The 19,016-nt window shown below is 59.8% G+C and carries 17 protein-coding genes; 6 read left to right on the top strand and 11 right to left on the bottom strand.

What is annotated here, in order from left to right:
* Window position 1 precedes the first annotated feature (1 nt).
* The gene (gene fahA, locus FGE05_RS14210) at window positions 2–1,306 is read right to left on the bottom strand and encodes a fumarylacetoacetase (protein ID WP_139645856.1); all 1,305 of its coding nucleotides are present in this window, start codon (window positions 1,304–1,306) and stop codon (window positions 2–4) included.
* A gap of 3 nt (window positions 1,307–1,309) precedes the next feature.
* Window positions 1,310–2,614 carry a homogentisate 1,2-dioxygenase gene (gene hmgA, locus FGE05_RS14205; RefSeq protein ID WP_139645854.1) on the bottom strand — a complete coding sequence of 435 codons (1,305 nt, stop codon included), beginning with the start codon at window positions 2,612–2,614 and terminating at the stop codon, window positions 1,310–1,312.
* A 117-nt stretch (window positions 2,615–2,731) separates the two neighbouring features.
* On the opposite strand from hmgA, the gene FGE05_RS14200 reads away from it, so the two are divergent.
* On the top strand, window positions 2,732–3,529 hold the full coding sequence (locus FGE05_RS14200) for an IclR family transcriptional regulator (RefSeq protein ID WP_139645852.1): 798 nt from the start codon (window positions 2,732–2,734) through the stop codon (window positions 3,527–3,529).
* Here FGE05_RS14200 and FGE05_RS14195 read toward each other — a convergent pair.
* The 4 genes from FGE05_RS14195 to FGE05_RS14180 all read right to left on the bottom strand — a co-directional run bounded on the left by FGE05_RS14195 (window position 3,518) and on the right by FGE05_RS14180 (window position 10,394).
* The gene (locus FGE05_RS14195; protein ID WP_139645850.1) at window positions 3,518–4,219 is read right to left on the bottom strand and encodes a hypothetical protein; all 702 of its coding nucleotides are present in this window, start codon (window positions 4,217–4,219) and stop codon (window positions 3,518–3,520) included. The genes FGE05_RS14200 and FGE05_RS14195 overlap by 12 nt on opposite strands.
* A gap of 237 nt (window positions 4,220–4,456) precedes the next feature.
* Window positions 4,457–7,009, bottom strand: coding sequence for a LuxR C-terminal-related transcriptional regulator (locus FGE05_RS14190; RefSeq protein ID WP_139645848.1), 2,553 nt, complete (start codon window positions 7,007–7,009; stop codon window positions 4,457–4,459).
* Between the two features lie 201 nt (window positions 7,010–7,210).
* A complete protein-coding gene (locus FGE05_RS14185) occupies window positions 7,211–8,578 on the bottom strand; it encodes a DUF1329 domain-containing protein (RefSeq protein ID WP_139645846.1) in 1,368 nt (455 codons plus the stop codon).
* 22 nt (window positions 8,579–8,600) lie between these two features.
* Window positions 8,601–10,394: a DUF1302 domain-containing protein gene (locus FGE05_RS14180; RefSeq protein ID WP_139645844.1), complete on the bottom strand. Its 1,794-nt coding sequence runs from the start codon at window positions 10,392–10,394 to the stop codon at window positions 8,601–8,603.
* A 613-nt stretch (window positions 10,395–11,007) separates the two neighbouring features.
* On the opposite strand from FGE05_RS14180, the gene FGE05_RS14175 reads away from it, so the two are divergent.
* Both FGE05_RS14175 and FGE05_RS14170 read left to right on the top strand, forming a co-directional pair.
* Window positions 11,008–11,265, top strand: coding sequence for a hypothetical protein (locus FGE05_RS14175; protein ID WP_139645842.1), 258 nt, complete (start codon window positions 11,008–11,010; stop codon window positions 11,263–11,265).
* Window positions 11,266–11,445: 180 nt separating this feature from the next.
* Entirely contained in the window at window positions 11,446–12,213 is a 768-nt protein-coding gene (locus FGE05_RS14170; protein ID WP_139645840.1) for an N-acetylmuramoyl-L-alanine amidase, read from the top strand.
* Window positions 12,214–12,257: 44 nt separating this feature from the next.
* Here the strand turns inward: FGE05_RS14170 and FGE05_RS14165 are convergent, their stop codons facing one another.
* From FGE05_RS14165 to FGE05_RS14150, 4 genes are all read right to left on the bottom strand, one after another.
* On the bottom strand, window positions 12,258–13,169 hold the full coding sequence (locus FGE05_RS14165; protein WP_053192539.1) for an SDR family oxidoreductase: 912 nt from the start codon (window positions 13,167–13,169) through the stop codon (window positions 12,258–12,260).
* Window positions 13,170–13,474: 305 nt separating this feature from the next.
* A complete protein-coding gene (locus FGE05_RS14160) occupies window positions 13,475–14,386 on the bottom strand; it encodes an alpha/beta fold hydrolase (protein ID WP_139645838.1) in 912 nt (303 codons plus the stop codon).
* On the bottom strand, window positions 14,386–15,168 hold the full coding sequence (locus FGE05_RS14155; protein WP_139645836.1) for a class II aldolase/adducin family protein: 783 nt from the start codon (window positions 15,166–15,168) through the stop codon (window positions 14,386–14,388). The genes FGE05_RS14160 and FGE05_RS14155 overlap by 1 nt, the downstream gene beginning before the upstream one ends.
* A 133-nt stretch (window positions 15,169–15,301) precedes the next feature.
* Complete coding sequence (locus FGE05_RS14150; protein WP_139645834.1) at window positions 15,302–15,757, bottom strand: flavodoxin; 456 nt, start codon at window positions 15,755–15,757, stop codon at window positions 15,302–15,304.
* Window positions 15,758–15,914: 157 nt separating this feature from the next.
* Here FGE05_RS14150 and FGE05_RS14145 point away from each other — a divergent pair, with 157 nt between their 5' ends.
* Window positions 15,915–16,388 carry a PAS domain-containing protein gene (locus tag FGE05_RS14145; RefSeq protein WP_139645832.1) on the top strand — a complete coding sequence of 158 codons (474 nt, stop codon included), beginning with the start codon at window positions 15,915–15,917 and terminating at the stop codon, window positions 16,386–16,388.
* A gap of 52 nt (window positions 16,389–16,440) precedes the next feature.
* Window positions 16,441–17,046 (top strand): hypothetical protein, encoded by a 606-nt coding sequence (locus tag FGE05_RS14140; RefSeq protein ID WP_139645829.1) that lies wholly within the window; start codon window positions 16,441–16,443, stop codon window positions 17,044–17,046.
* Window positions 17,047–17,084: 38 nt separating this feature from the next.
* Here FGE05_RS14140 and FGE05_RS14135 read toward each other — a convergent pair whose 3' ends face one another.
* A complete protein-coding gene (locus FGE05_RS14135) occupies window positions 17,085–18,044 on the bottom strand; it encodes a MerR family transcriptional regulator (RefSeq protein WP_139645827.1) in 960 nt (319 codons plus the stop codon).
* A gap of 241 nt (window positions 18,045–18,285) precedes the next feature.
* Between FGE05_RS14135 and folM the strand changes: the two genes are divergently transcribed.
* Window positions 18,286–18,996, top strand: coding sequence for a dihydromonapterin reductase (gene folM / locus FGE05_RS14130; protein ID WP_139645824.1), 711 nt, complete (start codon window positions 18,286–18,288; stop codon window positions 18,994–18,996).
* Window positions 18,997–19,016 lie beyond the last annotated feature (20 nt).

The raw sequence follows: 19,016 nt of genomic DNA, 5'->3' as shown, positions 1-19,016 counted from the left end.
CTCAACGCGCCGGCAGGATCTTGCCCCGGCATTCGCCAAAGCCGATGGAGGCGACGCCCTCACGGCTGCAACGGGCCCGCAGGATGATTTCGTCGCCATCCTCGAGGAACTTGCGCACTTCACCGGACGCAAGCTCGATCGGCTTCTTGCCGCCCTCGGTGATCTCCAGCAAGCTGCCGAATTGACCGTTCTCCGGGCCCGACAAGGTGCCCGAGCCGAACAGGTCGCCGGCCTGCAACTGGCAGCCATTGACGCTGTGGTGCGCGACCATCTGCGCCACGGTCCAATACATGTAGCGGGTGTTGCTCAGGGTCAGGCGATGGGCCGGCAGGTTCCGCTCACGCATGGCTCCGGTCAGCAGCAGGACTTCCAGCTCGATATCAAAGGCGCCGCCGTCCTGATCGCGCTTGTCCAGCAGATACGGCAGCGGTTGCGGATCGCCTTCAGGCCGCGCCGGTTGAGGGCGACGGAACGGTTCCAAGGCTTCAGCCGTCACGACCCACGGCGAAATGCTGGTCAGGAAACTCTTCGACAGGAAAGGCCCAAGCGGTTGGTATTCCCAGGCCTGGATATCCCGCGCCGACCAATCGTTGAGCAGGCAGAACCCGCCAATGTGTTCAGCGGCATCACCGATGGCGATGGGCTCGCCCAGTGCATTGCCCTTGCCGATCCAGATCCCCAGCTCCAGCTCGTAGTCCAGCCGCGCGCAGGGGCCGAAAGTCGGTTCACTCTGGCCGGCAGGCAGGGTCTGGCCCTTGGGGCGGCGTACATCGGTACCGGACGGGCGGATGGTCGAGGCGCGACCGTGGTAGCCGATGGGAACGTATTTGTAATTGGGCAACAGCGGGTTGTCGGGGCGAAACAGCTTGCCGACATTTTGCGCATGCTCGATGCCAACGTAGAAGTCGGTGTAGTCGTTGATTTTCGCCGGCAGGTGCATCTGGCAATCCGTCGCCAGGGGAAGCATCTTCGTCCCTTGGGCCAGGATCTGCTCGCGTTGCGCACTGTCTTCGCCCAACAAGGCCAGCAGTCGTTCACGCAAGGCCACCCGGGCATTGCGGCCCAGCTCGAAGAATGCGTTCAACTGGCCGCCGCTCATGGCTTCGACGGCTTCGCGCGCTGCGCCATCGAACAGGCCTGCCTGCAGCGCGGCCTGCAAGTCGAACACATGATCGCCAATGGCAACACCGCTGCGAGGAGCGTCGCCGTTCACGCTAAAGATCCCCAGTGGCAGGTTTTGCAGAGGGAAATCGGCATGGCCGTTGGCAGAGGCAACCCAGCTACGGGCAGGGGAAACTTGGGTCATGGATTATCTCCGGGTCGGGTCGAACGTGACGGGCAGCGAAGCCCAACAGGCATCGTAGTCGGTTTGCAGTTGCGGGCAGTCCAGTGCGAAACGGCTCGGGCGCAGCACCTGGCTGGTTTCGAACATGAAGGCCATGGTGTTGTCGATTTTCACCGGTGTCAGCTCGGCGTTGATTGCCTTGGTGCAGGTTTCACCGTCCGGACCGTGGGCGCTCATGCAACTGTGCAAGGAGGCACCGCCCGGCAGGAAACCCTCGGCCTTGGCATCGTAGGCGCCCTGGATCAGCCCCATGAATTCGTTCATCAGGTTGCGGTGGAACCAGGGTGGACGGAAGGTCTTTTCCGCCACCATCCAGCGCGGCGGGAAGATCACGAAGTCGAGATTGGCCAAGCCGTGGACGCTGGTAGGCGAGGTCAACACCGTGAAAATCGAAGGGTCCGGATGATCGAAGCTGACCGTGCCGATGGTGTTGAACCGGCGCAGGTCGTACTTGTACGGCACGTTATTGCCGTGCCAGGCCACGACGTCGAACGGCGAATGATCCAGTTCGCAAGCCCACAACTCACCGAGGAATTTCTGCACCAGCGTGGTCGGCTGAGCGAGGTTTTCGTAATGCGCGACTGGGGTCAGGAAGTCCCGCGGGTTGGCCAGGCCGTTGCTGCCAATGGGACCGAGATCAGGCAGGCGCAGCGGCGCGCCATGGTTCTCGGCGAGGTAGCCACGGGCCTGCGGATCGAGCAGCTCGACGCGAAACTTCAAGCCGCGAGGCAACACGGCGATTTCCAGCGGTTCAAGTTCCAGCCGCCCCAGCTCGGTGACGATCCGCAATCGCCCCGACTGCGGCACGATCAGCCATTCGCCGTCCGCATTGAAGAACACCCGCTCCATGGAACGGTTGGCACGGTAGTGGAAGATGCTGATCCCGGCGGGCTTGTCCTGGCCGGCATTGGCGGCCATGCGCACCAGCCCGTCGATGAAGTCGGTGGGGTCGGCGGGGATGTCCAACGGGTTCCAGCGCAGGCGATTGGGGGTGACCTCGCCCAGCGCCCCGCCGGCCAGTTGGCGTTCCAGCTTGACGAAAGCCGGATGGTTGGCCGATGGCCGGATGCGATACATCCAGGTGCGCCGCGCCTCGCTACGCGCCATGGTGAATGCCGTGCCGGAAAACAATTCGGCGTAGAGACCGTAGGGGGCCTTCTGCGGCGAGTTCTGGCCGGCAGGCAGCGCGCCGGGCAGCGCTTCGCTGGCAAATTCGTTGCCAAAGCCTGATTGGTACGCCAGCTCAGACGCTGTGGAATCGAGGTTCATGGAGCCTCCTGAACACCTGTTGTTTTTATCGTAATTCGATTACGCATAACGTAATTTGCTCGACAGCGACCGTCAAGCTATAAAGACGCCCATTCGCCCTCCGGATCCAGTGCCTCCATGGAAACCCCGCTCAATAACGGCAAACAGAAAGTCCGCTCGGCCGAAGTCGGCACCGACATCCTCAAGGCCCTGGCCGAACTCTCCCCCTCCACGTCGCTGTCGCGCCTGGCCGAACACGTGCAGATGCCGGCGAGCAAGGTTCATCGGTACCTGCAGGCCTTGATTGCCAGCGGGTTCGCCGAGCAGAACACCGCCACCAACCATTACGGCCTGGGGCGCGAAGCCTTGCGGGTGGGCCTGGCGGCGCTGAACGGCATGGACGTGCTGCAAGTGGCCGCCCTGCCCCTGGCGGAACTGCGGGACGACTTGAACGAAACCTGTTTCCTGGCGGTGTGGGGCAATCACGGCGCGACCGTGGTACGGATCGAACCCGCCGTGCGCGCCGTGACTGTGGTGACGCAACTGGGTTCGGTGTTGCCGCTGCTCAGTTCGTCCACCGGACTGGTGTTCAGTGCCTATCTGCCGGAGCGCGAGACCATCGGACTGCGAGAACAGGAAGTGGCGGCCACCGACACTCATGCACTGGCCGACGACCACGCCTATGCCACCCTGTGCGAACAGATCCGCGGTCGGGGATTGCATCATGTGCATGGCTTGCTGATGCCAGGCGTGGACGCCTTGTCCGCGCCGGTCTTCAATGCCGTCGGCCAAGTCACGGCGGTCATGACCATCGTCGGCCCGACCTCGCTGTTCCATGCCGACGAAAATGGCCCGGCGGCCCAACGATTGTTGGCGGCGACCCGGGCCGTGAGTTGGCGGATGGGGTATGAGTCCGGCTCAGGATCAGCTCAGTAAGTCCGGAACCATTCTGATCAGTAAATCGTTGATGTGCGCGGTGGTCAGCTGTGGATGCAGGTGCTCGTCGCTGCCACTGAAGGGGACGGCATGAATGGCCTGGTGACTGCCGTGCGAGTGGTAAGGAATTTCATCCTGCTCGAAATGGCCCAGCAGGTATTCGGCCAGTTGCTGAGAGGAAGACACCACGCGCTTGCCGAAGTCATGGGTGACGAAACTGGTGACGTAGACTTCATCGAGATTTACCCCGGGCAAATGAATGTTCAACGCCCCGCGAATATCCTCGACCGTCAGACGCTTGATCGTGCGCCAAGACAGATCCATTGAAGGTTTTTCGGCAAGACTTGTCACGATCTCCATGACAATGCGTTCGAACTCGATCAGATCCAGAGCCTTTACCCGGTCTTCGGCAGCAAAGGAATAACGCTTGCTGAAGACATTGCTGAGTCCTTGCGTGTAATGAGGCAGTACTTGTTCTTCGACGCAACCCAGCGCGACATCGAACAAGGTCTCGGAAGATTGAAGCTCTGCGCTCGAAACATTGGTCAGTGTCGTCAGATAGTTGGTATGGGGATTGATCCCTCGCGCCTCCAGCGACTGGCCCAACAGTACCCGCACGGCAAAATCCACACGGGTTTTCTTGAGCGTAAAAAGCCTTTCAGCGTGAGAGGAAAACAACGGCATATTCATAAGCATCCTTGTCTTGTGTTCGGACCTCCTGTCCGATCCTTTATTGATGTTCACCCAGACAGGGTTCACTGATAAAGCGACCGGGTAAAATAACCCGTGCAACTTCACCAGGGCCGTTATACACCAGAGCCCCCGCTTATCGCGAAAAAGCAAATGTAAGCGTGCGTGAAGACTTGCAAACAGTTATCTCAGGCAGTGCCTACCTTGCACAAAACAACCGGGCTTCTAATAGCGGAACTAACCCATGACACCCATGACCTTGGCCTTCGCCACCGCCTGGGTACGTCGCTGCACGCCTAACTTGCTATGTATCCGCCGAGCATGGGTTTTTACCGTGTGCAGCGAAATGAACAACCGTTCGGCAATTTGCTGATTGGAATGGCCTTGGGCAATCAGCTCCAGAACTTCCAACTCTCGCTGACTGAGCAAGGCGCCTTCGGCAATGACCGTCGGCTGTCCGACGGGCTCCGCCGACTGTGCCCAACGCAACAGTTCCGGCTGGCGCAAGCGCAGCTCACACAGGGCCTGCTGCGCGCGCCAACAGGCGACTCGTTCCAGGCCTTCCTGCATCAGGACACGGGCCTGGGAATGCTCGCCGCACAGCCAGACGACTTCGGCCAAGGCCAGATGCAGCTCGGTTTCCAGTCCTTGCATGCCACAGCGTTGCGCCTGGGCAATCATGTCTCTCAACCGGCCCTGCGGATCTTGCGCCCGCTGCAGGTAGACCTCGGCCAGTACCAACAGGTATTCAAGCCGCGGAATCAATTCCAGGGTCGCAGGCGGCGCGTGCCTGGCCTGTGGGCCGCGGAAATGTCGCAAGACCCGGGTCAAGGCTTCATGGGCCAGTTCCGGGCGGCCTTGCTGCAACCAGAACTGGCAACTGGTCTGCAGCAACACACCACGGTATACGGTGTCGGGAATGTGCCGCTGCTGCATGACCCGCTCGGCTTCACGCAGTTGCACGAAGGCTTCGCCGTAGTCGCCCTGGTTGGCGGCCAGACTGGCCTTGCCGAGAAAGCCGTAGAGCACTTGTTTGTCCTGACAGTGAAGACTCGTCTCCAGACCCGTTTGAAACTGCTCCGCAGCCTGCTCTGCATACCCCATGCGCAATGCCAGGCGCCCGCGCCGCAGGGCAATGCGCCCCAGCAACGGAGAAAAGTCCTGGCCTGGCTTATCCAGCAGCCCCTGCACCGCACTCAACAGATGGTCGGCCCGGTGAGGCGCGCCGCGCTGCTCCAGCACTTGGGCGTGATCCAGCTCCAACACCCCCTCGAACACCAGCGAACCCTGTGCACGCGCCAGGCACAGCGCCTGGCGGTTGATCCATTGGGCCGACGCCAACTCGCCCCTGAGCAACGCCTGTTGTGTCAGCCCCGACTGGCACAGCAGTCGTGAAGCCCAGGCCTCCGGATCCAAGCTGTTCTGGGCCTGGATAAAATGTTCGCTCGCCTGATCACCCTCTCCTGCCAGGTGCCGCAACCAGCCACTGAGAACCTGCCACCGGGCAATCAACTGGCGCTGCTGGCAGGCCTTGGGTTGGGGGGCAAACCTGGCCAGTTGCTCGATACACGCCGATGCCTGATCGAAACGACCGGCGAACAGCAGCGCGGCCGTGACCAACCCCACCGACTGCGGCGTACCCAGTGCCAGCGCTTCACCCTGTCGATCATGCAAACCCAGTAACAGCGCCACGTTGCGACCTTGCAAGACATGCTCGAAGCTCAGGTGCTGCAGAACACTGACGGCGGCCTCGAACTCTTCAGCCAACATTGCCTGCTCGAACGCCATCGGCCAATCCTGCTCGGCCGCGAACCACTGGCAGGCCCGTCGATGCCAGGAGCGCCCTTGGGGCCAGGGTTCCTCACGCACCAGCCGGGCCAGGGCCGGGAATATCTGCAACCAGTCCGAGGATTGCTCCCACGGCTCGATAAAGCATCCCAGATCCTGCAACAAGGGAAGGCATTCCGCTCCCACGGTGTCACCGAACAGATGCTCGCACAGCCGCGCATTGAAGCGCGGCAGATGGGCCAGCACGCGCCAGGCCTGTGCCAGGTCCGGGGTCAACGCGCTGAACAATTCGTGCTCCAGATAATCGAGCAAGGTACCGGGGCGTCCCGGCGATGCGTGGCGGCGCGCCCACTCGCAACGCTCGAGCAAGGCGATGCGCACACCGGCGCACCAGCCGCCGCTGCGCTGTATTACCTCGCGAGCCGTACGGATCGCCAGAGGGCCAGGCAGATGACCGAGCAACGGCTGAATATCGTCAGGGCTGAACACCAGCGCCTTCGCATCGAACTCGTGCAGCTCGTCATCGAGCAACAAGCGCAACCAGTTGCAATGTGGTCGGCGACGGCCATTGAGCCACAGGTGCAGCGCCGGGCTGCTGGCGTTCAGCAGACGGTCAAGGAACTGGTCCAGTTCGGGATTAGGTACTCGGCAATAATCATCCAGGAACAACCAGGTCGGCGTCTGCAAGCGCGCCAGATGGGACAACAGCGCCGCCTCCTCCATCACCGGCAGCCCGAGGGTCTGCGCCAGTTGCTCGCACATCTGCTTCGCATCCAACGCCGCGCCCCCCAGCGGCAGCCAGTGCAACTGGCATCCGGCGGGAGCCTGTAGAAAACACTCGGCAAACAACGCGCTCTTGCCACTGCCCGCCGGCGCGCAGAGCAGTTTTATCCGAGCTTCGGAAGTGAGCAACGGCTCGCTCAGGGACCGACGTGGCACATGCGTCGAGGACAGGCGAGGCAGCAATCCAGGACGATCCGGACACGGGGTCATGGCGGTCATGTGCGAGAGTCCCTTTTATTGTTGTCTCACCACCCTAGCCCTGTGTCGCCAACCTTTGGAGAAGTATTCAGCGCGCTGATCGCGCGCCATAAGAAAACGACCGGAAAGATGTTCTTGTGGCGAGGGGATTAATCCCCTCGCCACAGATCATCCCCTCACCGCAGATAAAATCCCTCGCCACAATCAGAAGGCTATCGAGGCTTACCGAACCCCGCTCGAGCGCAGCGCCGCCGGCGTGTAGTCGGCTGCCCTGGCCTCGAAACCATACTCATAGCTGTGCTTCTCTTCGTTCTTCATGCCCAGCGCAATGTAGCGGCCGGCGATGATGTCGTAGAGCGTCTCGAGGGTATAGGCGGGGTTCTGGTGGTCGTAATAGAACTGCGCATGTCCTTCGGCCACACGCCACAGTTGACCACGACCGTCGTAGTGATCCACCAGCGCCGCCTGCCAGCTGTCTTCGTCGAAGTACATGTGGCGCTTGGCATAGATGTGCCGCTCGTTGGGCTTGACCGTACCGATCACTTCCCAGACCCGGTGCAACTCATAGCGGGTCAGGTCCTGGTTGATGTGGCCGGCCTTGATCACGTCGTCGTACTTGAGGTTGGGTGAGTCGAGCTTGTAGCTGTTGTACGGAATGTACATTTCCTTCTTGCCGACCAGTTGCCAGTCGTAGCGATCCGGTGCACCGGAGAACAGGTCGAAGTTGTCCGACGTGCGCAGCCCGTCAGCGGCAGTACCCGGGCCGTCGTAGGCCACCTGAGGGGCACGGCGCACACGGCGCTGGCCGGCGTTGTAGATCCAGGCCAGGCGCGGCTCCTTCACCTGGTCGAGGGTTTCATGCACCAGCAGTACGTTGCCGGCCAGACGTGCGGGGGCGGTGACTTCCTGCTTGAAATAGGTCAGCACGTTGCTGGCTTTTTCCGGATCGGCGTCCTTGATCAGGGCCGGCACAGCGGCTTCCTCTTCGAAACGGATCGGCGTAAAGCTGCCGTTGGTCTGCGGTGTCGCCTGGGTGATGATGCGTCGCAGGTTGCCACCATGATAACGGGTGATGTGGTTCCAGATGACTTCCACACCGTTCTTGGGAATCGGAAACGCGTAGTAGCGGTTACCGGTGAAATTGGCCAGGCCGTTACCGTCGTTGATCGCGGTGACATTGAGCGCACTGCGCTTGGCCGACTCGTAGATTTCCGGCGGCAGCCCAACGCTGCGATGGGTCGGATAGACCGGGATCCTGTAGGTCTCCGGGTAGCGCTTGAACATCGCGACCTGGCCTTCGGAAAGCTTGTCCTTGTACTTGTCCACCGTCGCGGCGGTGATGATGAACAACGGCTTCTCATTGGCGAACGGATCCGCCAGGAAACCTTTGCTGTCCACGGCACCGGCGTTTTTCGGAATACCACCGGTCCAGGCCGGGATCGAGCCATCGGCGTTACCGGCTTTCTCCGCACCCAGCGGCGTCAGGCTGGTGCCCAGTTTGTTCGCCTCGTCCGGCGAGACCGCCGCCATCACGTTTGCGGCCAACAGGCTCAAAGCCAGGGCGCCGCATTGCAGGATCATCTTGCGCATAGGTTTTTCCTTGTCAGCCAGATCAGAAGTTCACGCCGAAGCTCAACGCGAGGAAGTCGCGATCCTTGAGGACGTTGTAGTCGCCGCCGAAAAAGTCGGTGTAGCTCAGGCTGGCGGTGTAGGTGTTGCGATAGTCGGCATCGACGCCGAGGCTGACGGCCTTGGCGCCCTCGTTGAACAGACCGTTGGGACCGTAGCCGGCCACGTCATGGGACCAGGACATGTTGGGCTTGAAGTTGATGCCGGCGATGACGTTGGAGTAGTCGAGGATCGCCCGGGCGCGATAGCCCCATGAGGTCGAGGTGACGAAGCCATCGGTGTCACCGTTGAACCCATATTGGCCGTAGACCGAATCGCGGCCGTAACGCAGCTTGTCCTTGGACTCCAGCCCGCCGACATGCACCACCGCCGCCTCGCCCACCAGGGTCAGGCGGTCCGCGCCCAACACCTGATCGAAGAAGTGCGTCATGGTGCTCTGGATCTGGGTGATTTCCTTGCGGCGGTAGCCGGTGTTGTCGGCGCCGGCCCTGGTTGCAATCGGTGAGGCTGCGCCACCGGCAATCGGATTGAGCAAGGCCAGGGTCAAGTCGTTGGTATTGAGCTGTACCGGAGCGTTGGGGCGATAGCTGATTTCACCGGTCCATGCGGTGCCGGTGGGCAGCGTGGTGGAGAAGCTGGCACCGTACAGATGGATGTCTTCGGGGTATTCCAGGTAGTACTGACCGCGACCCAGCATCACGCTTTGCGCCAGGCCCGCACCGCTGCCCGGAGCCAGACCGTTGGCAATCGCAACCATTCCCGGCAGAGCCGCCAGGGTTGAAGCTCCCGCCGTCGTGGTACCGACCGTAGGCGTGCGACTGTGGTAGTTCATGAAGTACAGACCGTACTCGGTGTCATCACCAAGCCAGCGCAACGCCGTGCCCCACTGGCCGGAGTCACGGGCATCACGGTCGCCGCCACGAGGAATGACCACGCCTTCGCTGGACACCTCGATCCCCTGACCGAACGCCTGGGTCAGCGGTACGAACGGCGCGATAGCCGGGCTGCCCACGGTATAGCCACTGGTGCAGCCATCCGCTACCACGTCATTGCCGAAGAACGTGCCGCAGTTGTCGACCACCGTCTGGTCCCACTCCAACTGGTAGAAGCCCTCGATGGTGAGCTTGTCGGTCAGGCCTTGGGAGGCGAACAGCATGTTCACCGGAATCAGGCCTTCCTTGATCTCGGCCCCCGGGCGACGGAATGCGGACACGTCCACCGGGTTGATGCTGTTGATGGAGTTACCGATGAAGGTACTCTCCCCCCAACTGACCACCTGTTTGCCGGCACGCACGGTGCCCGGCAGATCGGCGATGGAATAGTTGTGATAGACGAAGGCATCGAGAATCTCCGCCCCTGAGGACTTGGCGCCCTCCTTGCGATTACTGTCGCTGATGTCCTTGAACGGACGGCTTTCGTCCTTCAGCTCGAAGTCATACCAGTACTTGCCACGCACGAACACGCCGGTATCACCGTACTTGAGTTCGAGGTCGTGCAGCCCCTTGAAGATCTTCGAGAAGGTCTCGCCCTTCTTGAAATTCAGCCGCCCATCATCACCGGTGGAAGCCTGGCCCCGACCGCCGTTGACCGTGCCGATAAAGTCCTTGTTGGCATCGCTCATACCCCAGCTCGCGCCCACGGACAGCGAGGAGTCGAACTGGCCTTCGATCTCGCCAATGTTGAATGAGACAGCCTGAGCCTGGGCACAGCAGCCCAAGGCCACCGCAACGGCCAGCGCCTGCGGCTTGAAGATGGCGCGCATTGTTATTGTTGTCATGCGTCTTCCCCGGTGAGTGACAGAGACTTCACCCTACTGCCGCCCGTCATGGGCGATAAGCGCACCAAGGAGGTATTCACGTTGTCGCTCGAAAGGATGATTGCCCGCACAAGACGGGGCTTTGCACACGCCATGGATGGGCTGGATAGTGGCCCATCAGTGCAATGCATGTTCGGCGCTTCGTTTCGACTGTTGCGCGCGCCGTAACAGTGCATGTCCGGATCCGGTCTGTTTCCCGATGCGCCCGATCCCTATGCTGGCCGGGCTTTCAGGGTAACGGGCCTGCAAGCACCCGCCATGGCATCCCTCACGCCTGGCGCACCGTCATTCGGATGGATTATCGATCCATCACCCCGTGCTTACCGACGTTGGTTTGTGGCTCCTTTGCAACGTCATCTTCAGGCCGCTGCTTTTTGCAGCGGCCTTTTTTATATCAATGGTTTCCAGATGGGTACCCAAGCTGACTTGAGTTCGCGGCGCGGTTTTCTCCGGCGTGAGATTTCTTGTTTCCTACAACACCTTCGGAATCTCTCACCTGCCCAACTTTCAGGATCGAATTTATAGTCTTTATTCGTCGATCAGGGATGGATCAGACTTTTGAAAGGAGAGTTTAATGAACACCATTGAGCAAATAATCAAGAATGAGCCATTAGAAGAAATCGTCACAGTATTTGCACTATTGAAAGCGCCCCCACATTTGGACATGATGATCAGACGCCATAACATTAAGCTTATACAGCATGGTGAGCTTGAAAGAACTTACACTAAGCTTTTCAAAACAGGGGTCCTGGCAAACGGCAAAAAAGGTCTTTGCATTAAGGGCCCCAACTGGAAAGCACCAAAATTCTTTCTTGAAAAAAGATACACCTAACCATTAGCCGCTGCCTGTACAGCGATTTCTTTATCTCCAGGTTATAGAACCCCACAAACCAAACGCCAATTCCTACAAAAGACCAAGACCCTCACTACAAGCCAATTTGAAGATCATTGTTAGTCTGAAGTTAATCGAAGCGCGCAGCTTCGACCCCTTCAATTATCAATGAGCACATTTATGTACCCGATAAATTCCACCCGTTACCGTTCAAACAAAGGCCACAACAACCGCATTCGCTTTCTGGTTTTCCATTACACGGCCGCCAATTTCTCATCTTCCATCAGCGCACTGACCGGCGCCTCCGTCAGCGCCCATTACCTGGTTCCGGACTTCACTGACCCGAGTTATGCGGAAGCAGGTTTCAATGAGCCGCAGATTTTCAATCTGGTGGACGAAAACAAGCGGGCCTGGCACGCAGGGGTGAGCAGTTGGGGGAATCGCAACAATTTGAACGACACGTCCATTGGAGTCGAAATCGTCAATCTGGCCGCCGATCACCAGGGAACATTCACCTTCCCGCCTTACTCGCCGCAGCAAATCGAAGCAGTGGAGCAGTTGGCCCTCGACATACTCGGGCGTTATCCCGATATCAGCCCGGTCAATGTCGTGGCGCATTCGGACATCGCCGCCGGGCGCAAGAGTGACCCGGGCCCGATGTTTCCCTGGCATGCTTTGTATCTGAAAGGCATCGGCGCGTGGTTCGATGACTGCACACAACAGTCTTTCCTGCAGGCCTACCGATGCACAGGCGTACCAACGCGGGAACATCTGCTGGGGCTGTTCAGGAAGTATGGGTATGACACGACAGCGGCCACGACGGTCATGGGTTTCCAGCGCTTGGTACGCGCCTTCCAGTTGCACTTTCGGCCGGCGAAACATGACGGGGTGATGGATATCGAGACCGCGGCGAACCTGGCGGCCTTGGTAAAGAAGTACTTTCCCTGAGCACGGTTATCGTCGGCAACGACAACCGGCCCAGGCAATAATCGTTACACGGCGTAACGCTGCATGTTCGCCATCATTTCCTTCAACGCTTCCAGGTTGTCATTGGGATGCACCGCGTTGTCGAAATCGCAGATCTGTTGCCAATGGGCAGCAACGTCTTCGGGCGAGAAGCCTTTGCTTGGGTCGAACCCGACGCCGAGGCTGCGCTCCCAGCGTACTTTGCCCATCCAGCCGCCGCCCACTTCGAACAACCCGGAGGTTTCCTGGCAGGCTTCGCTGGCCAGGTACACCACCAACGGGCTGACGAATTCGGGCTTGAGCTGTTCGAACACCTGCGGCGGCATCAGGCCTTCGGTCATGCGCGTGCCGCCGGTGGGGGCGATGGCGTTGACCAGGATGTTGTTTTTGCGGCCCTCGATAGCAAGGGTACGCGTCAGGCCATAAAGGCCGAGCTTGGCCATGCCGTAGTTGGATTGGCCGAAGTTGCCGTAGATGCCGGACGTGGAAGCGGTGAAGATTACCCGGCCATAATTTTGCTCACGCAGGTGCGGCCAGGCGGCACGGGTGACTTTGTATGCGCCCTCGACGTGGACGCGGTAGACCAGGTCCCAATCGGCGTCGTCCATTTTGTGGAAAGTCTTGTCCCGCAAGATGCCGGCATTGTTCACCACGACATCGACCCGGCCAAACGCGTCGAGGGCGTTTTGCACAAGTTTGTCGCCATCGGTAACAGAATCGTGGTTCGCCTCGGCGATGCCCCCGGCTTCGCGGATTTCAGCGACCACCCGATCCGCCGCCGAGGCATTGGCCCCTTCCCCCTGCGCGGAGCCGCCGAGGTCATTGACCAGCACCTTGGCGCCTTGCCTGGCGAACAGCAGCGCATGGGCCCGCCCCAGCCCACCGCCGGCTCCCGTGACGATTACCACTTTATCTTCGAAGCGCACAGACTCACTCATGGGCAGAACTCCAGCAGGCCGAGGATTTAAAGCCTGAGTGTCAGGCACGGGGCGGACGGTCACAATCAACACGGTTGCGAGTGAATGGTAGGCGATAAGGTGAGGGGATGATGCGGGGGGCCGGATTCAACCCGAACCGGGTTCGGCGGCAGATCCACCATCGAGGCAAGCTGACCCAGCGCTATCGCGAGCAGGCTCGCTCCCACAGGGGACTGGCGGTGGACACAGGTATCAGGTTCACCCCGGACAGGGTGGGAGCGAGCCTGCTCGCGATAGGGAGCCTGCTCGCGATAGGGAGCCGGCAGTCACAGACACTTCACCGAGGCCCGCAGCCGCACTGGCGCCGCGAGGTTCTCACGGAACGCCAGGTAATGCTTGAGCACTTGCACGGGGGCTTCAGTCTGGGGGTAGTGCCCGATATCGGGCAGCAGCACCGTATCCGCATTCGGAATCAGGGCCTCATAGCGCGCCACCATATGCGCGCCGGAAATCGGATCGAACGCGCCGTCGATCACCCGCATCGGAACCTCGCCGCGCTGCATCGCCTGCACCCAGCGGTCACGCTGTACGCGACGCTCGGGAATGTAGCGGATGAGTTTGTGCATGATCCGTGGGCCGTCGTGGTTTTTCACCAGGCTCCAGTAATCATCCAGTTCACTTTCGCTGGGGCCACGCCAGGGGCCAAAGATCTGCCGAAAATTCCTGGCCAGGCCTTCGCGTGAAAACGCACGACCTACCAGCCAGCCCAACGGACTGAGCAACAACTTCTGCGCCAGCACCGGACGATGGGTTTCCGGAAACAGGCCCCCGTTGAGAAACGCACAACTGGCGATTTCGATGCGTGCTTCACAATGCCGGGCGATCAGTTCCTGAGCCACGCTGTCACCATAATCGTGGGCCAGAATGTGCACCGCTTGCCGCTCATCCAGATGCGCCAGCAATGCCTGCTGCAGATCCGCCTGCTCCAGCAGGCTGTAGACATGATCCGTCGGTTTCGCGGAGTCGCCGAAACCGAGCATGTCGCAGGCGATCACGCGGTAACGCTGTGCCAATGGCTGCCACAGGTAATGCCAGTCCCAACTGGCCGTGGGGAAACCGTGGATCAACAGCAGCGGCTCGCCATGCCCCGCCACCCAATACCGGATGGTGTGGCCCCGGAACAGGAATGTCTGGCCGCGCTGGCGCCAGATACGCAGCGGAATCTGGACCATGGGCATCAGTTTCTGTAGCCCGGGTCTTGTTGATCGAGCTTGCGCAGCAACGCCGGCCAGGCCAGCGCACCACCCATGCCCTGGGCGCTTTTGGTCACCCCGGCAATCATCGCCCGGGCACCGGCCAGTATGTTCGGTTCGATGGCTATCAGCTCAGCCCCGCCGTTCTGGGCCAGAACCTGGATGTCGCAGGCCCGCTGGAAAGTGAACATCATCAGGAAGGTATCAGCGATGGTGCCACCGCATGTCAGCAACCCATGGTTGTGCAGCATCAGAAAACTGCTGTTCCCCAGGTCTGCCTGCAAGCGGGCCTTCTCTTCATGATTCAGGGCCACGCCTTCATAAGCGTGATAGGCGAGGCTCGACAACACGAACAATGACTGCTGGCTGATCGGCAACACGCCTTGTTTCTGGGCCGATACCGCTACGCCGGAAGCGGTATGGGTATGCAGCACACAGGCGACATCATCCCGTACTTCGTGCACCGCACTGTGGATGGTATAGCCGGCCGGGTTGATTTCGTAGGGACTGTCCATCAGCTTGTGGCCGGCCTGATCGACCTTGACCAGGCTCGACGCAGTGATTTCATGAAACATTAACCCGAATGGGTTGATCAGAAAGTCCTCGGTGCCGGGAACCTTCGCAGAAATATGGGTGAAGATGAGGTCATCCCAGCCATGCAGCGCGACCAGCCGGTAACAGGCGGCAAGATCGATACGGGTTTGCCATTCAGCGGCACTGACCTGGTCCTTGATGCTGAGTGTCGGTTGGATGGGCGCTATGCTCACGGCTCTGACCTCGGGCTTATCGTTATAGGTTTGGCACAAGAGAATGAGTCTAGTCAGCCCTTACCGCGACGGTAGTTGCCTTGGCAGCCAGCTTAATGGCCGAGCGGGTCATCGGCAGGGCCCGCCGCCTCCCTCAACCACGCAACGCGTCGATCAACTCGCCCAACCAGGGTTCGGCATCGGTTTCCGGGGTGACGCTCTCGCTGGCATCCAGGCGCAACATCGGCAGCACCTCGCGCACGCCCAGCTCGGCGAACAACTCGCGCATCTGCTCGCCACCGCCGCAGAAGGTATCGCCATAACTGGCATCCCCCAGGCCGATCACCGCACCCGGCAGGCCGCGAAAAAACGCCGGCAGTTGGTCACGTATTGTCGAATACAGCGGCATCAGATTATCCGGCAATTCGCCCATGCCGGTGGTGGATGTCACAGCCAACACGGCCTGCGGGCCTAATGCCTGGATATCGGCCAGGGTTGCCCGCGGATTGTGCAGGGTTTCAAAGCCTGCATCACCGAGCAGCTTGGCGGCGTGTCGAGCGACTTCTTCAGCGGTGCCGTACACCGAGCCGGAAAGGATGGCGACTTTCATCAATCTGGTCCTGAGCCTGAATAAAAGAGAAGCGCGATAGTAACAGGCTGAGCCGCAAGGCTACGATTGACGCTCGATAAGAACTAATGGCCAGTAGACATCGCGCCAGGTTCTTCCAATAATGCGGTACTTACATGGGCTAAAAAGGACGTGCTCCATGATCAATGCGCAACTGATGCAACTGGTGATAAATGCTTCCAATGACGGAATCGTCATCGCTGAAAAGGAAGGCGAAGACAATATTCTGATCTATGTGAACCCGGCCTTCGAACGGCTGACCGGTTATAGCCGCGACGAGATCCTTTATCAGGATTGCCGTTTCCTGCAATCGGGTGATCGCGATCAACCCTCCCTGGAGCGAATTCGCCAGACCCTGGATCAAGGCGGCGCTTGTCGGGAAATCCTTCGCAACTATCGCAAGGACGGCACGCCGTTCTGGAATGAATTGTCACTGTCCACGGTAAAAAACGAGGCGGATGGCCACACCTATTTCGTGGGCGTGCAAAAAGACGTGACGGCCCAGGTCAAGGCGCAGCAACGCGTCGTCCAGTTGGAAAAGGAATTGGCCGAAGCCCGTGCGACGATTGCCCGGCTCGATGCGACGAACGGCGCAAACAAAACGACGAATTAACGGTCATTCACTACAATCACCAGTGAAAACGCAAAATCATTTCGAGTACACCATGCAACGTGACGCGCTTCTGACTCAGGATGAGTTGGACTTTATCCGGACCATGCAACACATCCCGCAATTGAATGAACGGGATGTGACATCCAGCCTGCTGGTCAATAGCGGGTCGCAGATCCGTGACTTGCTGACGCGCCTGGCGGCCAATGAGCAGGTGACGCTGCAAGCCAGCTTCGAAAACCAGCAAATGACTTTCCCGTTGCAGCTTGTGGAGGATGAATTCCACGCGATGCACCTGCGTCTGGGTGTACCGAGTATCTACGAGGACGGACCGAAAGTACGCCCCTGGCGCCTGGCCCTCGAAGAGCCGGTGGCACTTGAAAATGCCAAGGGTCAGCCAGGGCCTTTGTGGGTCCACGAAGTGTCTTGCAAGGGTGTGTTGCTGGAAAACCGCAGCCGTACCAAACCGCCGAAACAATTCGTCCTGTGGTTCAGCCCGTCAGGCTACGAAAGGATTTCGTTGCGCGGGACCTTCGAACGGGAAACCGAGCAAGGCTTGTATGCCTACCATTTGAACCAGAACGACCAGGACGAAACCGAACGCCTGCGTCAGTACATCCTCCAGCAGCATCGCCTGTCTCACCCGGCCATGCATCTCTAGCGGCCTGTTTGGTTGATTCGAGTACTCGAATGAGCTACCTACGTATCCAGGGTACCTGCCAGCAACTGGCGCAAGCGCTGGTGAATCACTGTTCCGTCATTGCCCAGGCAACCGATCGATGATCCTGCCAGGCTTTCCTGCATCAGGTCGGACGCATCGCCGGCCAGCATCAACGGGCAATCCAGGCTCATCGCCAATCTGTTCATACGCTTGGGCAATTCGGCAACGGGCACATGGTTGGACACCAGTACCAGCGCCAGAGGTTGAGTCTTCTGGCATACCAGGGTCAGTTCGTCGAATGGCTGGCCGACGGTCATCAACCTGATGCCCACTTCCGCCTTCGACACATACAGCGCCATCACCAGCAGCTCCAGCTCACGGCACTGACCGGCGATGGCGCTGACCAGGACGCGTCGCGACCGGTCCTCGCGCTTGAGCAGGAGTCGTTGCGCGACACGCGAGCGCAGGAATCCGTCGAAAAACAGCCATTCGCTGGTCTGTCCGAACTCCTGCTGACGTTGCAGCAATTGCCGCCAGAGCGGCATCAGGATGCGCTGAAAGACGATTGGCACTGCGTAACTGGAAAAAATCTGCCCATAGATGCGATCCAGCTCTACATCGTCAAAGTTGGCGACCGCGACCGCGATCTGGCGCTGCCATTGCGCGTAGTCGACCCTCACCAGATCCGATGGAATCAACACGGAAACCGGTTGCAACGATTCGGTCTTGCTCAGGATCTTGCTGATTTTACTGACAGCGACCCCGCGTTCGATCCAGGAAAGGATGCTGCGTACCTTGTCGATATCGCCCAGGGAATACAGACGGTGACCGCTTTCGGTACGGGTTGGCTGGATCAGACCGTAGCGGCGCTCCCAGGCGCGCAGGGTCACAGGGTTCACTCCCGTGAGCCGCGAAACTTCACGGATGGGAAACAGGTCTTCGCGCTCCAGGCCCGCTGCCGCTTGGAAAACGAACTGATCGTCGGTGATTACGCTCATTTTTTGTCCAACAGGCCCGACTGGCAAATTGGATCCCAGTTTACTCCCTCTTGGTCATACGATGACAAGAGCAAACCCATTCGATACATCAGTTTGTTGTTTCTTGTCACACATTATTCGTGGCGTGTCGCCATGACGAACGCTTGAGCGACAGGCCCAGCCCATGAGCTCAGCCGCTACAAATAGGTACATCCCGCAGTCACTGATATAGTTTTGCTTCTGTTGTGAACCGAGTCCGTCCATGCCCAGTACCGACGCCCCTATCCTGCTCACCGGCGCAGCCCAGCGTGTCGGCTTGCACTGCGCCCGCCGATTGCTGGAGGACGGTCATCCGGTCATCGTCACTTATCGCACCGAGCGTCCAGGTGTGCAGACGCTCCGGGATCTGGGAGCAACAGCGATGTTTGCCGATCTTTCCAGCGAAGACGGGATCCTGGCCTTCATCGAACAGCTCAAGCAGCACACGGACCGGCTGCGGGCCATCGTGCACAACGCCTCGGCATGGCTGGTCGAAACGCCAGGCAACGAATCGGCGGCCTTCAATGCCATGTTCGGCGTGCACATGCTTGCGCCATATCTGATCAACTTGCATTGTGCCGAGCTGCTACGGCGCTCGACTCCCGCGGATATCGTGCACATCAGCGACGATGTAACCCGCAAGGGCAGCAGCAAACACATCGCCTATTGCGCCACCAAGGCCGGACTCGACAGCCTGACCCTGTCGTTCGCAGCGAAGTTCGCACCGGCGATCAAGGTCAACGGTATCGCCCCGGCCCTGCTACTGTTCAAGGCCGAAGACGACGCGGCTTATCGAGCCAAGACCCTGGCCAAATCGGCGTTGGGCATCGAGCCCGGTAGCGAAGTCATCTACCAGAGCCTGCGGTATCTGCTGGACAACCCCTATGTCACCGGCACGACCCTGACCGTCAACGGCGGGCGGCACGTCAAATAGCCTTGCTGCGAGGATCCATC

The sequence above is a fragment of the Pseudomonas sp. ICMP22404 genome (assembly GCF_006227205.1).
In the GTDB taxonomy this organism is placed as follows: Bacteria; Pseudomonadota; Gammaproteobacteria; order Pseudomonadales; family Pseudomonadaceae; genus Aquipseudomonas.
This window is presented reverse-complemented; position numbering and strand designations above follow the sequence as displayed.